Below are 13,778 nucleotides of genomic sequence, written 5' to 3'. Positions count from 1 at the left end.
CGGCCGCAATGCCTTGGGCTATAGCTCAGATCATAAGCGGTTGAAACATAAAGATGGATAGCAATGCCGGAATTACCAGAGGTCGAAACCGTCCGGCGCGGGCTTGCGCCTTCGATGGAAGGCGCGCTGCTTGCCGAACTGGAGTTGCGCCGCAACGACTTGCGCTTTCCCTTCCCGCTTGAGTTTTCGCGCCTGGTTTCCGGCCGCGGCATCACGTCGCTGTCGCGACGCGCGAAATATCTTCTGATCGATCTCGACGACGGCATGACGATCATATCGCATCTCGGCATGTCCGGCTCGTTCCGCGTCGAGAATGAAACGGCTGCTAATACACCCGGTGAATTCCATCATCCGCGCTCCAAGGACGAGAAGCATGATCACGTCGTCTTTCATTTGAAGGGCGCCGGCGGCGATACGCGCGTCATTTACAATGATCCGCGCCGCTTCGGCTTCATGGATATCGCCCGGCGTGCGGATCTCGCCAGCCACCCGTCCTTTCGCGATCTCGGCCCCGAGCCGACCGGCAATGAATTGAGTGCCGACTATCTGGCCGAACGGTTCGCGGGCAAGGCACAGCCGTTAAAGAGCGCGCTGCTCGACCAGAAGAATATCGCCGGCCTAGGCAATATCTATGTGTGCGAGGCGCTGTGGCGTTCGCATCTATCGCCGCTGCGCGCCGCCGGGACTTTGGTGACCGAAGCCGGCAAGCCGAAGGAGGAATTGCCGAGGCTGGTCGGTGCGATCCGCGAGGTTATCGCCGATGCGATCGCCGCCGGGGGATCGTCCTTGCGTGACCATATCCAGACGGATGGTTCGCTCGGCTATTTCCAGCATTCCTTTTCCGTCTACGACCGAGAGACAGAGCCTTGCAGCACGCCCGGCTGCGGCGGTACGGTCGCCCGCATCGTCCAGGCGGGGCGCTCGTCCTTTTTCTGCGCCTCCTGCCAGAACTAATGTGAAGGGAGAGACAAATGGCTTATGAAACCTTGATCGTCGAAACGCATGGGCCTGTCGGTCTCATCAGGCTCAACCGGCCCCAGGCGCTGAATGCGCTGAATTCGACTGTGCTCGCCGAATTGAAGCTGGCCTACGGCGCCTTTCATGTCGACGAGGCGATTGGCGCAATCGTACTGACCGGTTCGGAGAAGGCCTTTGCCGCCGGCGCCGACATCAAGGAAATGCAACCGCTCGATTTCGCCGATGTCTACAAAAGCGATTTCATCAGCGGCTGGGACGAAATCGCCAAAGCACGCAAGCCCGTCATTGCCGCTGTCAGCGGCTTTGCGCTCGGTGGCGGCTGCGAGCTTGCCATGATGTGCGATTTCATCATTGCCGCCGATACCGCAAAATTCGGTCAACCTGAGATCACGCTCGGTATTATCCCTGGCATGGGCGGCTCGCAACGCCTGACGCGCGCCGTCGGCAAAGCGAAGGCGATGGATCTAGTGTTGACGGGCCGGATGATGGATGCCGCCGAAGCGGAGCGTTCCGGCCTGGTGTCACGCGTCGTGCCGGCCGACAAGCTCATCGAAGAGGCGCTGGCCGCCGCGGCCAAGATCGCCTCGCTGTCGCGTCCCTCGGTGTTGATGGCCAAGGAGGCGGTCAGCCGGGCACTGGAGACGAGTTTGGAAGAAGGCCTGCGCTTCGAGCGCCGGCTTTTCCATAGCCTGTTTGCCACCGAGGATCAGAAAGAAGGCATGGCCGCCTTCATCGAAAAGCGCAAACCTGTCTTCAAGAACAGGTGAAAGCGAGATTCTGGAATTGCGCGGGTTCCGTGAGAATCCGCGTTGACGCCGCCGCTCATTCCGGTTATATGCCCGCCACAGTTTGGAAAGCCGATCTGGTTTTCCGCAATTGCTCCCGTATTGCTGGATGAAGAGGCCGCAAGGTCCGCGCTGCATTGACGGAGTTATGTTCGAATTCTAAGAGAGGCATACATGGCCAATACCAGCTCGGCGAAAAAAGCGACCCGCAAGATCGCCCGCCGCACCGAAGTCAACAAGGCTCGTCGCTCGCGCGTTCGCACCTTCGTCCGCCAGGTTGAAGAAGCCATCGCATCGGGTGATGCGGATCGTGCGAGGGAAGCCTTCCTAGTTGCGCAGCCGGAACTGGCTCGCGCTGCCACCAAGGGCGTCCTGCATGCCAACACCGCTTCCCGCAAGGTCTCGCGTCTTGCCAAGCGTGTGAAGGCGCTTTCGGCTCCGACGGCGTAATTTTTCCTTAACGATTTGATCGTTAAACTTGAGCCCGGCCCTTGCGCCGGGCTTTTTGGATTCTGTCAAAATCGACCCGTATCGTTAAAATGTAGCCGGCTGATCATGTCACTGAAGTGACAGAAATGTTTGTTTAAAAACAAATAGTTATGGCAGGATGCCATAATGTTGGGTGATCTGCGTGACGTGCTGCAGGCTCCCGAGTGAGTCAAGGGATTTTTTATTTTTTTTGTTTTCAAACCTGTGTGAATCGCGCTGAACGCGAATCTCCTTGATTCAAAAGCGATTCTTTTTTGACGGGGTTGTGACACTCAAAAACGGCTTCCAGAGTCAAGGACCGCCTCTTAATTTTGTGTAAAATTCATCGTTGATCTCTGCATGCGATCCTGCCTAAATGGCTTCCAACAAGGGGCGCGGATATCATCTGAAACGGCTTTTGCAAGCACTGCCACTAACGGCAGTGAGGGTGGTTTTTTGTTCCTTGTGACGGAGCGGTTCAGTTCCGTTTTTTCAAACAGTTGACGAGTTAAGGCCACAGGCGATAACGCCTGCGGAACGAGGAAACTTGTCTGCTCTTTGCAGCCTAAGTCCCAAGAGTGGCTGTGGGGAGGGGAGAAAAATTGACAGCCGTTTGGGGCAGTCGGTCGGAGTACGAGGACCGAGCGACTGCTCCAGATGCAGGCGCCGAGGCGAAAGCCGCTCGATGAGCAGTTTTCGCACAGGTGTTTCGCATAAGGTCCATTTGGCGGGACCAGGCTGATGAACCGGTATGCGGCGAGCTCCCAGCAACGAGCGCGACCGTTATGCCATGGCGTAGACCTAAGGGCGGCGGTAATATCTAATTTCCGTCCTATAAAAAGAGACTGTGGAAGGCGGCATTATGCAGATGATTACGAGAACGACGGGTGCATTTGAAAATGGGGACCATGCACAGCAGGCGTTCAGTACGGTTTGCCTTGAAGCGGCGGGGGAAAAGGGAGACATGAAGCATAACGTGTTGTTCGAGCGTGTTAGCGCGCGCTTGAAGGCCCAGGTCGGTCCGGATGTATATGCCAGCTGGTTTGCACGGCTTAAGCTGCATTCGGTATCGAAGAGCGTCGTTCGTCTGACTGTTCCGACGACCTTTCTGAAATCCTGGATCAACAACCGTTATCTCGATCTGATCACCAGCCTGTTCCAGGCAGAAGATGCTGAAATCCTGAAGGTTGAAATTCTGGTACGCACGGCGACCCGGCCGGGTGCGAAGCCCTGTGCGGATGAGCAGGTGGCCGTTCCTGACGCGGCTTCGGTGGCGCCAATCCGACGCCCTGTCGCCCAGCCGGCTGGTCAGGTCGTTGCTCAAACGGTCAGTGCGGCGGTTGCCGCTCGACCGGCGGCCACGGGCGCGCCGCTGTTCGGCTCGCCGCTCGATTCTCGCTTCACTTTCGATACCTTCGTGGAAGGCAGCTCGAACCGCGTCGGCCTCGCCGCCGCCAAGACCATTGCCGAAGCCGGCTCCGGCGCCGTCCGGTTCAATCCGCTCTTCGTCCACGCCACGGTCGGGCTGGGCAAAACGCACCTCTTGCAGGCCATCGCCAATGCCGCCGTGCAGAACCCGCGTGCGCTGCGCGTCGTCTATCTGACGGCGGAATATTTCATGTGGCGCTTCGCCACCGCCATTCGTGACAATGATGCGCTGACCTTGAAGGACTCGCTGCGCAATATCGATCTTCTGATCATCGACGACATGCAGTTCCTGCAGGGCAAGATGATCCAGCACGAATTCTGCCACCTGCTCAACATGCTGCTCGACAGCGCTAAGCAGGTCGTCGTCGCGGCCGACCGCGCGCCCTGGGAGCTGGAATCGCTGGATCCGCGCGTGCGCTCGCGTCTTCAGGGCGGTGTTGCCATCGAAGTCGAGGCTCCGGACTACGAAATGCGTCTCGAAATCCTCAAGCGTCGTCTGGATGCCGCCCGTCAGGATGATCCGTCGCTGGACATTCCGACCGAACTGCTCTCGCATGTCGCTCGCAATGTGACGGCAAGCGGCCGCGAGCTCGAGGGCGCTTTCAATCAACTAATCTTCCGCCGCTCTTTCGAGCCCAACCTGACGGTTGAGCGCGTCGACGAGCTGCTTGCCCATCTAGTCGGCTCGGGCGAACCGCGCCGTGTGCGCATCGAGGACATCCAACGTATCGTGGCACGCCATTACAATGTCTCGCGCCAGGAACTGGTCTCCAACCGCCGCACCCGCGTCATCGTCAAGCCGCGCCAGATCGCCATGTACCTGTCGAAGACGCTGACGCCGCGCTCCTTCCCGGAGATCGGCCGCCGCTTCGGTGGTCGTGACCACACGACGGTCCTGCATGCGGTGCGCAAGATCGAGGAGCTGATCGCCGGCGACAGCAAGCTGTCGCATGAAATCGAGCTCTTGAAGCGTCTGATCAACGAATAATCGTATCCGCATTTTATCCACGGCCGGCTTCATTGTCGGCCGTTTTCATTTATGCGGTTTTTATTCTATAGGTGTCTGAAATACAGAATCGGATACCGGTCTGAGGAGGCCGGGCACCGAACGGAGAGGATGCCTATGGGTTTTGACAGGATTGCCGTACTCGGCCTCGGCAAGGTCGGGCGGCTCGCCGCCACATTGCTGCATGAAAGCGATTTTGCCGTCATTGGTGTCGATGCCCGTTTGCCTGCGGAGGCACTGCCTTTCGCCTGCGAGGCGGGCAATGTCTGCGATCCGGCATTGATCGCCAATCTCTTTTCCCGTGTTGACGCCGTACTCTCCTGCCTGCCGTTTCATCTGAATGCCGAACTGGCGCGCCTGGCCCATGGCGCCGGCATTCATTACTTCGACTTGACCGAGGATGTGCCGACCACGAACGGCATTATCGACCTTGCAAGGAGCGCCCGTGGCCTGATGGCGCCTCAATGCGGCCTGGCGCCCGGTTTCGTCGGTATTGTCGGTGCGAGCCTTGCCGACGTCTTCGATCGCTGCCGCTCGATCCGCATGCGCGTCGGTGCATTGCCGCAGAATCCGACCGGGCTGTTGGGTTATGCGTTCAACTGGTCGCCGGAAGGTGTAGTCAACGAATATCTGAACGACTGCGAAGTCATCGAGGGCGGTGTGCGCAAGCTGGTCTCGCCAATGGAATGGCACGAGACGCTTTATGTGAACGGCGTTAAGCTTGAAGCCTTCACCACCTCGGGCGGTCTCGGAACCATGTGCAGCACCATGCTCAGCCGGGTGGAAAACCTCGATTACAAAACGATGCGCTATCCCGGCCATATGGAATTGATGAATTTTTTCTTCCATGAACTGCTGATGCGCGACCGCCGTCAGCTCGCCGGAGAGATCCTTACCGACGCGAAACCGCCGGTCGATGACGACGTCGTCTATGTCCATGTCTCGGCTGAAGGTACGATCAACGGCAACATGCGCCGGCGGGAATTCGTACGAGCCTATTATCCGATCGACATTGCCGGCGAGAGCCGCACCGCAATTTCCTGGACCACTTCGGCTTCGGTTGTCGCCGTTATCGAGCTTGTACGCGCCGGTCGCTTGCTTTCGACCGGCTTCTTGCACCAGGAGCATATCCCGCTCGACACATTTCTGGAGACGCGGACTGGCAGCCTGTTCAAGGGCGGCATTACCCATCACGGATGATGCGTTCCCCTATGGGGCTAAGCATGCGGGACCTCTGAAAGCAGCCAGGCACGGAAGGCGGCCACGGCCGGTCGCTCCAGAGCGGTCGGCGGATAGACAAGATGATAGGCCAGCGCGCTGGCAAGCCCCAACGGGAAGGGCGCGACAATCGTGCCGTCAGCCAATTCCTTTTCGATGAAGGAGCGCCGCATCAGCGCCATGCCGAGTCCCGCCTTCATGGCATGATAAGCGCCGGTGCCGTCAGTGAAGATCGGTCCTCGCGTGGCGTCGACCTTTGTGGCGCCCGCCGCCTCCAGCCAGAGTTGCCAGTCGCGCCGGTAGACATCATGAATCAGGATCAGGCCGGCCAGCGCGTCTGCCGTGGGTGAGGGACCGAGAGTGGCGGCGACCTCACGCGTGCAGACCGGAACATATTCGTCATCGAGCAACCGTTCGCTCGATAGTCCCTCATAGCCGCCGAGCCCATGGCGAATGGCGATGTCGATACCATCGCGCTGAAAATCCATCATCCTGTGGGAGGCGCTGATCCGCAGATCGATCTCGGGATACGCCTGTTCGAAACGCATCAGCCGCGGCACCAGCCAATGCGTGGCGAAGCCGGCGGTGCAGGTGACGGTGAGAACCGTGTCCCGCGCCCGCATCGTCAGTGCGGCCGTCGCCTCTCGCACCAGTCGGAAGGCGGTGCGCAGCGTCGCGAAATAATCCGCGCCGTCAGCCGTCAAGGTGAGACCGCGCGCACGGCGGTCGAAAAGCCGCACACCGAGCGTGGTCTCAAGATCGCGCACCTGCAGGCTGACCGCGCCGGGCGTCACATGCAGCTCTCTGGCGGCGGTCGTCATGCTCAGATGCCGTGCGGAGGCTTCGAAGGCGCGCAGCGCCAAAAGGGAAGGCAATTGATCCATAACGATTGAGTTCAGCTAAACGATTGGGCGTAAAAGACTCGTTTGAAAGAGCCTTACAATCGCGAGATTATTCCATCAATCTCGGTGGTTGACAAGAAAGTGGATCCTCTCAGCGATCGAGCCACGCTAATAGCTTGAAAAACAGGAGATATCGCCATGGCGCAGAAATCAATGGGCGCGGCGGAATGGGGCATGCTGTTCGGATTGTCGATCCTCTGGGGCGGCTCGTTTCTGTTCAACGGCATCCTGGTACACGAGCTGCCGCTCTTCACCATCGTCGCCGCGCGCGTCGCCTTGGCGGCAATAGCATTGCATGCCATCGTCCGGATGACCGGGCAGGCGATGCCGCGCGACGGTCAGACCTGGGCCGCCTTTTTTGGGATGGGTGTCCTCAACAATGCCGTTCCCTTCTTGCTGATCGTGTGGGGCCAGACGCATATCGCCAGCGGCCTGGCCTCCATTCTCAATGCGACGACCCCGCTTTTCGCCGTCGTGGTGGCGCATTTCGTGACGACGGACGAGAAAATGACCGGCAATCGCCTAATCGGCGTTGCCGTCGGTTTTGCCGGTGTCGCACTGATGATCGGCCCGTCGGTCCTAAGCAGCCTCGGCTCGAACGTGCTGGCGCAGCTTGCTGTGCTGGGCGCCGCCTTCTCCTATTCGCTCGCTGGCATTTATGGGCGCCGCTTCCGTCGCATGGGTCTCGCACCCATCATCCCCGCGGCCGGGCAGGTAACGGCTTCCACCATCTTGCTGCTGCCGGTTGCCCTTTTCGTGGACCATCCCTGGACGCTCAGCATGCCTTCGCTGGAAACTTGGATGGCACTGGCCGGCCTTGCGATCCTCTCGACCGCAGTGGCCTATGTCCTATTCTTCCGCATCCTGGCGACGGCAGGTGCCACCAACCTGATGCTGGTCACCTTCCTCATCCCTGTCAGCGCCATCCTGCTCGGCGCGCTGATCCTCCGCGAACAATTGCAGCCGAAGCACTTTATCGGCATGGCGATGATCGCGGTCGGTCTTGCGGCGATCGATGGACGGCTACTGACTCTCCTCCCCTTGAGGGGGAGGGTCGGCACGTAGTGTGGGCGGGGTGATCTTTGCTCGAGCGAATTGTGGTGAGGTCACCCCCTCAGCCACTTTGCGACAATGCCCCTCAAAGGGAGGTGATCAGTACGCCAGATCCGCAACCACGGAATCAAGGATCAGCATGCCCGCAGGCGTGCAGCGCAGGCGGGAATTGCCGAGGCGTTCGATGAAACCGTGCTCCAGCAGAAGCTGCTCACGCTTCGGATCCGGCTCCCTGCCAGAGAGCTGTTGCCAACGCACGAGATCGATACCTTCTTTCAGGCGCAGGCCCATCAGCAGCAACTCGTCGGCCTGCTCTTCGAAGCCGAGCATCTCCTGCTCGACCATGCCGTGGCCGTTGCGCTCGACCAACTCCAGCCAGTTTTCCGGCTTCCGCTCGGTGGAGGTCGCCAGTTTCTTCGGGCCGTGGGTCAGGCGGCCGTGGGCGCCGGGGCCAATGCCGGCATAGTCGCCATAGCGCCAATAGGTGAGATTGTGGCGGCTCTCCGCGCCCGGGCGGGCATGATTGGAGACCTCGTAGGCCGGTATGCCTTCGCGGTCGGTGATCTCCTGTGTCGCCTCATAGAGCAGCGCCGACTGGTCGCCATCCGGCACGATCAGCTTGCCCGCCTTGTGCAGGCCATAGAAAGGCGTGCCTTCCTCGATGGTGAGCTGATAAAGCGAGAGGTGATCGACGGCATAGGCGATCGCCTCCTTCAGCTCGCGCTCCCATTCCTCGACAGTCTGATTTGGGCGGGCATAGATGAGGTCGAAGGACATGCGCGGGAAGATCTCGCGCGCCAGTTTGATCGCCTTCAACGCTTCGGCGACGTCATGAAGACGTCCCAGGAATTTGAGATCGCGATTGTTCAGCGCTTGCACGCCCATCGACACGCGGTTGACGCCAGCGCTGCGATATCCGCGGAACCGCTCTGCTTCGACGCTGGAGGGGTTGGCCTCCATGGTGATCTCGATACCATCTGGCACATTCCAATACCTGGAAATGCCGTCGAGGACCGCGGCGACTGTTTCCGGCTTCATCAGCGAGGGCGTGCCGCCGCCGAGGAATATGCTTGTCACCGTCTTCGGGCCGCTGATTGCCCGCATCGACGCCATTTCCTTAAGGAAGGCGGCGGCGAAACGCTCCTGGTCGACCGGTTGGTGGCGGACATGGCTGTTGAAATCGCAATAGGGGCATTTGGCCGCGCAGAAGGGCCAATGCACATAGACGCCGAAACCGGGTTCACCGGTATCGGGCAACAGCAGTCCCTCACGCGTCAGGTTTTGCGAATCCATGATGTCCACGAGTTTGAGCTTACGCCTCCAGGCAGGTTTCGACAAAGATCTTGAAGGCGCGGGCCCGGTGCGACAGTGCCTGCGGCTCACCGGGCTTCCAGCCGTGCTTCTGTTCGGCGCTCATCTCGCCGAAGGTTGCGTCGTAGCCCTCAGGCTGGAACACCGGATCGTAGCCGAAGCCCTGCGTGCCGCGGGGCGGCCAGACGACATGGCCCTCAACTTCGCCGCGGAAAAGTTCGGTGTGCCCGTCCGGCCAGGCAAGGCAAAGCACGCTGACGAAGCGCGCCGTGCGGCTTTCCGGCGATGTGGCTCCGATCTTTTCCAGAGCCGTCTCGACCTTCTGCATCGCCATGGAGAAATCGCGGGTGCCGTCAAGTGTTTCCGCCCAGTTGGCGGTATAGACGCCGGGATCGCCGCCAAGCGCGTCCACCACCAGGCCGGAATCGTCGGACAATGCCGGCAGGCCGGAAGCAATAGCCGAGGCCAGTGCCTTGATGGTCGCGTTTTCCTCGAAGGTAATGCCGGTCTCGTCCGGCTCGATGAAATTGAGATCGGCGGCCGACTTTGCGGTAAAGCCAAGTGGGCCGATCAGGTCCTGAATTTCACGGATCTTGCCGGCATTGTGGCTGGCGACGACGATGGTCTTGGTATCTAGTTTACGCATATCCTGTCCTGTCATAGGCCCCAGATGCGGGGTTCGGCGCATTCCAGGCTATTGCCGGCCGGATCGCGGAAATAGATCGAGCGGCCGCCGTTCGGCCAGTGAAAATCGGCCTCGATGGCGACGCCGGCGGCCCGCAGTTTCTGAGCCATCGCTTCGATTGCGTTGCCGCCGACCCGGAAGCAGACGTGACCGTGGCCTTTCGTGCCATGCGGCGGCACCGGCAAGGAACTCAATTCCGGCGGCTTCACCGTCTCATGACTATTGAAGATCAAAAGCACAGCCGGCCCGCAGCGATAAAAGACATGGCGGTTGCCGGCACGCGTGATCTTCTCCAGGCCGAGAATGCCCTGATAGAAGGCTTCGGCCGCATCGAGGTCATCGGCATAGAGCGCGGTTTCTAGAACGCTTTCGATTGTCACACTGCTCATCGGGTTAGCCCCTTACCCTAGCCCTCTGCCCGCAGGCGCGCAGAGCGGCGACCGCAATCTCGATCGTCCTCCGATTTCCTGTAGCGGAGAAACGGCGGCAGGTGCCTCTTGCCCTTCTCCCTGTCGAGACGGAATAAGGTGGCCGCTCTTCGATAAACTCAGGGGCCGGATGAGGGGTAAGCCGCACGATGTGCATCTGCCGATATCCTCAGGCAATCGCCTGCTTCTGCAGCTCCACCAGTTCGGCAATGCCGTTCCTGGCAAGATGCATCAGGGTCGCAAATTCCTCTTCGCTGAAGGGAGTGCCTTCGGCAGTGCCCTGGATTTCGACGATGCCGCCGACCCCGGTCATGACGAAGTTTGCGTCGGTCTCAGCCGACGAGTCCTCGAGATAGTCGAGGTCGATCACCGGTTGGCCCGCGAAGATGCCACAGGAAATGGCGGCGATATGATCCTTCAGGACGCGGTCCGTCTTGATCATGTTGCGGTTTTCCATCCACTTCAGGCAATCGTAAAGCGCGATCCAGCCGCCGGTGATCGAGGCCGTACGGGTGCCGCCATCGGCCTGGATGACGTCACAGTCGACAGTGATCTGGCGTTCGCCGAGGGCCTGCAGGTCGACGACGGCGCGCAGCGAGCGGCCGATGAGGCGCTGGATCTCTTGCGTGCGGCCACCCTGCTTACCGGCGGCGGCTTCGCGCTTCATGCGCTCGCCGGTGGCGCGCGGCAGCATGCCGTATTCGGCCGTGATCCAGCCCTTACCGCTATTGCGCAGCCATGGCGGCGTCTTTTCTTCCAGGCTCGCGGTGCAGAGCACATGCGTGTCGCCGAACTTGACCAGGCACGAGCCTTCTGCATGCTTGGAAAAATTGCGCGCGAATGACACCTTGCGCATCTGATCGGTTTTTCTGCCTGAAGGCCGCATTCTACTCTCCTGAACGTTTATTGACCGCTTCTACGATCCAGCGGCGGCTTTTGCAAAGGAAAAGCAGGATGGAGGGCCGCGTTGGGGCAGCGTTGGCATTTTTCCCTTTTGCCATTGCTAACTGAATGATTATATTTTGACTAAGGCTCAACAGAACGGGTTTGACAGCGAAATGGGGTTCACGACATCGTCGGTTTCGGATGCCATTGCCGCGCTGGACGAACGCTCGAAGGAAATTTTCCGCCGTATCGTCGAAAGTTACCTTGAGAATGGCGAACCGCTCGGTTCGCGCAATCTCTCGCGCCTGTTGCCTATGTCCCTGTCGCCGGCCTCCGTGCGCAATGTCATGAGCGACCTGGAAGAGCTCGGCCTGATCTATTCTCCGCATATCAGTGCCGGCCGCCTGCCGACGCAGGTCGGCCTGAGGTTCTTCGTGGATGCCTTCATGCAAGTCGGCGACCTGTCGGCAGAAGACCGCGCCACCATCGACCGTCAGGTACGCGGCAGCAACCGCGATCAGCCGATCGAATCGGTCATGACCGAGGCGAGCCGCATGCTCTCCGGAATTTCGCGCGGGGCTGGACTGGTGATCACCTCGAAAAGCGATCCGATACTGAAGCACGTCGAATTCATCCGGCTGGAGCCGACCAAGGCGCTGGCCGTACTTGTCGGCGACCACGACCAAGTGGAAAACCGCATCATCGAATTGCCAGCCGGCGTCACCTCTTCGCAGCTCACCGAAGCGGCGAATTTTCTCAACGCCCACATGACGGGCCAGACCCTGCCCGAGCTGCGCCGCCAGCTGCAAACCCTGAAGGAGAGCGTTCGCCAGGAACTGGATGCACTGTCTCACGTGCTCGTCGAACGCGGGATCGCCGTCTGGTCGGGCGATGGAGATGAAGGCAAACCGACGCAGCTCATCGTACGCGGCCGCGCCAATCTGCTGGCCGAAGTAGAAGGTGCTGAGGATCTGGATCGGTTGCGCCTCTTGTTCGATGATCTGGAAAAGAAGGATAGCCTGATCGAGATCCTGAACCTGGCCGAAAGCGGGCCGGGAGTGCGCATCTTCATCGGCTCGGAAAACAAGCTCTTTTCGCTCTCCGGCTCCTCGCTAATCGTAGCGCCTTATCGTGACGACGATGACCGGATCATCGGCGCGGTCGGCGTCATCGGCCCGACAAGGCTGAACTACGCACGCATCGTGCCGATGGTGGACTATACCGCCCAACTGATTTCCAGGCTGTCACGCACCGGGATCTAACGAAAAGCGGCTGGAGCCCTTGCATGCTTTAGATACGCGGAGATCCTTAGTCGGGAAGCAGGACTCCCGATCCGCCCATCTCCGCCGGCATGTCCTTTTGCTTCGGCAGGCCGTCCGTCATGTGCAGCACGGTGTTCCCGTAGTTGACATGAAGCATCGGCTGAAAGTCGAGGGTCGGGATGATGGCGGCGTAAACGTCGGTCACAGCCCATAAGGGATGCTCGGTCAACAGATGGCCACCGCAAATCTCGCACCATTTGCGCACGCTCTTTTCGCTTTTTTGATAGCTGCGGATGTGTTCGGCACCCTTGGTCACGCGAACGGCTTCGGGTGGCCAAAGCGAGAAGGCGTTGATCGGCCCTGCCGACCATTCCCGACAGGAGTCGCAATGGCAGTAGCCCATCGCGGCCGGCTCGCCATTGACCGCGATCTCCACCGCGCCGCAGAAACATTTGCCTGAATAGGACTTGTTGCTGGACATGGATCATACCTCACACCGTGTTGAAAAGGCGCCGACTATACCGATAAAGGCTTTTCGATAGTAGAAGCCCCAACGGGGGAGGCGCCCTCACCCGATTGGTATTCGCGCAAATGCGAAGGGATTGCCGGGAATCGCCGGTTCTTCGCGACAAAGCCTTGATTTTTTCCGGCCAAACCTCGATATCGGGCACATTCAAAAGACAAAGCAATTCGGAGACCGTCATGACCGACGAAACAACGAAGACCGGACCTGACGCCACGGCGACTGACAATGCCGCGGGCTTTGCGCAAGAGGATGCTGAAACCGTGGAAACGGCACAGCCCTTGCAGCCGGATCCGATCGAGCTGCTTAAGGCCGAAAATAGCGACCTCCGCGACCGCTATCTGCGCCTTGCCGCCGAGATGGACAATTTGCGCCGTCGCACAGAGCGGGACGTCAAGGACGCCAAGTCCTATTCCGTCGCCAGCTTCGCTCGCGACATGCTCGCCGTGTCGGACAATCTGCGCCGCACGCTGGAAGCCATTCCCGCAGAAGCCCGCGCCGAGGCCGATGCCGGCCTGAAGACACTGATCGAAGGCGTGGAGATGACCGAGCGTTCTATGCTGTCGGCGCTGGAGCGCCATGGTGTCCGCCAGCTCGAGCCCGTCGGCCAGAAGTTCGATCCCAACTTCCATCAGGCAATGTTCGAGGTTCCGAACACCGAAGTGCCGAACAATACGGTCGTGCAGGTGGTGCAGGCGGGCTTCGTCATCGGCGAGCGCGTTCTACGTCCCGCCATGGTTGGTGTTGCCAAGGGCGGCCCGAAGGTGGCCGAGATTTCAGAGCCGGGCGCCAACAGCCCGTTCGACGAAAAAGACGCCTAAGCCCCAAGCAGTGCATAAAAAACAA

14 protein-coding genes are annotated in these 13,778 nt (G+C 59.9%); 8 read left to right on the top strand and 6 right to left on the bottom strand.

Annotated features, from left to right (window positions below; genetic code table 11):
* Window positions 1-63 precede the first annotated feature (63 nt).
* From mutM to PY650_RS03180, 5 genes are all read left to right on the top strand, one after another.
* Window positions 64-954 (top strand): bifunctional DNA-formamidopyrimidine glycosylase/DNA-(apurinic or apyrimidinic site) lyase, encoded by an 891-nt coding sequence (mutM, locus tag PY650_RS03200; protein WP_285877617.1) that lies wholly within the window; start codon window positions 64-66, stop codon window positions 952-954.
* A gap of 17 nt (window positions 955-971) precedes the next feature.
* A complete protein-coding gene (locus PY650_RS03195; RefSeq protein ID WP_285877616.1) occupies window positions 972-1,745 on the top strand; it encodes an enoyl-CoA hydratase in 774 nt (257 codons plus the stop codon).
* A 192-nt stretch (window positions 1,746-1,937) separates the two neighbouring features.
* Window positions 1,938-2,213: a 30S ribosomal protein S20 gene (gene rpsT / locus PY650_RS03190; RefSeq protein ID WP_285877615.1), complete on the top strand. Its 276-nt coding sequence runs from the start codon at window positions 1,938-1,940 to the stop codon at window positions 2,211-2,213.
* Between the two features lie 880 nt (window positions 2,214-3,093).
* The gene (gene dnaA / locus PY650_RS03185) at window positions 3,094-4,647 is read left to right on the top strand and encodes a chromosomal replication initiator protein DnaA (protein ID WP_285877614.1); all 1,554 of its coding nucleotides are present in this window, start codon (window positions 3,094-3,096) and stop codon (window positions 4,645-4,647) included.
* A gap of 135 nt (window positions 4,648-4,782) precedes the next feature.
* Complete coding sequence (locus PY650_RS03180) at window positions 4,783-5,865, top strand: saccharopine dehydrogenase family protein (RefSeq protein WP_285877613.1); 1,083 nt, start codon at window positions 4,783-4,785, stop codon at window positions 5,863-5,865.
* Window positions 5,866-5,882: 17 nt separating this feature from the next.
* Here the strand turns inward: PY650_RS03180 and gcvA are convergent, their stop codons facing one another.
* Entirely contained in the window at window positions 5,883-6,767 is an 885-nt protein-coding gene (gene gcvA, locus PY650_RS03175; protein ID WP_285877612.1) for a transcriptional regulator GcvA, read from the bottom strand.
* A gap of 156 nt (window positions 6,768-6,923) precedes the next feature.
* Between gcvA and PY650_RS03170 the strand changes: the two genes are divergently transcribed.
* Window positions 6,924-7,850, top strand: a complete 927-nt coding sequence (locus PY650_RS03170) for a DMT family transporter (RefSeq protein WP_285877611.1) — start codon at window positions 6,924-6,926, stop codon at window positions 7,848-7,850.
* Window positions 7,851-7,937: 87 nt separating this feature from the next.
* Here PY650_RS03170 and hemW read toward each other — a convergent pair whose 3' ends face one another.
* From hemW to rph, 4 genes are all read right to left on the bottom strand, one after another.
* The gene (gene hemW / locus PY650_RS03165) at window positions 7,938-9,131 is read right to left on the bottom strand and encodes a radical SAM family heme chaperone HemW (RefSeq protein WP_285877610.1); all 1,194 of its coding nucleotides are present in this window, start codon (window positions 9,129-9,131) and stop codon (window positions 7,938-7,940) included.
* 19 nt (window positions 9,132-9,150) lie between these two features.
* On the bottom strand, window positions 9,151-9,795 hold the full coding sequence (gene rdgB, locus PY650_RS03160) for an RdgB/HAM1 family non-canonical purine NTP pyrophosphatase (protein ID WP_285877609.1): 645 nt from the start codon (window positions 9,793-9,795) through the stop codon (window positions 9,151-9,153).
* Between the two features lie 11 nt (window positions 9,796-9,806).
* Entirely contained in the window at window positions 9,807-10,223 is a 417-nt protein-coding gene (locus tag PY650_RS03155; RefSeq protein WP_285877608.1) for a VOC family protein, read from the bottom strand.
* Window positions 10,224-10,431: 208 nt separating this feature from the next.
* Complete coding sequence (gene rph / locus PY650_RS03150) at window positions 10,432-11,148, bottom strand: ribonuclease PH (RefSeq protein ID WP_285877607.1); 717 nt, start codon at window positions 11,146-11,148, stop codon at window positions 10,432-10,434.
* A gap of 172 nt (window positions 11,149-11,320) precedes the next feature.
* On the opposite strand from rph, the gene hrcA reads away from it, so the two are divergent.
* Window positions 11,321-12,409, top strand: coding sequence for a heat-inducible transcriptional repressor HrcA (hrcA, locus tag PY650_RS03145; protein ID WP_285877606.1), 1,089 nt, complete (start codon window positions 11,321-11,323; stop codon window positions 12,407-12,409).
* Window positions 12,410-12,455: 46 nt separating this feature from the next.
* On the opposite strand, the gene PY650_RS03140 is transcribed toward hrcA, so the two are convergent.
* Window positions 12,456-12,890, bottom strand: a complete 435-nt coding sequence (locus PY650_RS03140) for a GFA family protein (protein ID WP_285877605.1) — start codon at window positions 12,888-12,890, stop codon at window positions 12,456-12,458.
* A 221-nt stretch (window positions 12,891-13,111) separates the two neighbouring features.
* On the opposite strand from PY650_RS03140, the gene grpE reads away from it, so the two are divergent.
* Window positions 13,112-13,753: a nucleotide exchange factor GrpE gene (gene grpE / locus PY650_RS03135; protein WP_285877604.1), complete on the top strand. Its 642-nt coding sequence runs from the start codon at window positions 13,112-13,114 to the stop codon at window positions 13,751-13,753.
* Window positions 13,754-13,778 lie beyond the last annotated feature (25 nt).

This window comes from Martinezella calliandrae (assembly GCF_030272695.1).
In the GTDB taxonomy this organism is placed as follows: domain Bacteria; phylum Pseudomonadota; class Alphaproteobacteria; order Rhizobiales; family Rhizobiaceae; genus Rhizobium; species Rhizobium calliandrae.
Note: the sequence above shows the minus strand (reverse complement) of the source record. Positions and strands in the feature narration are given on the sequence as shown.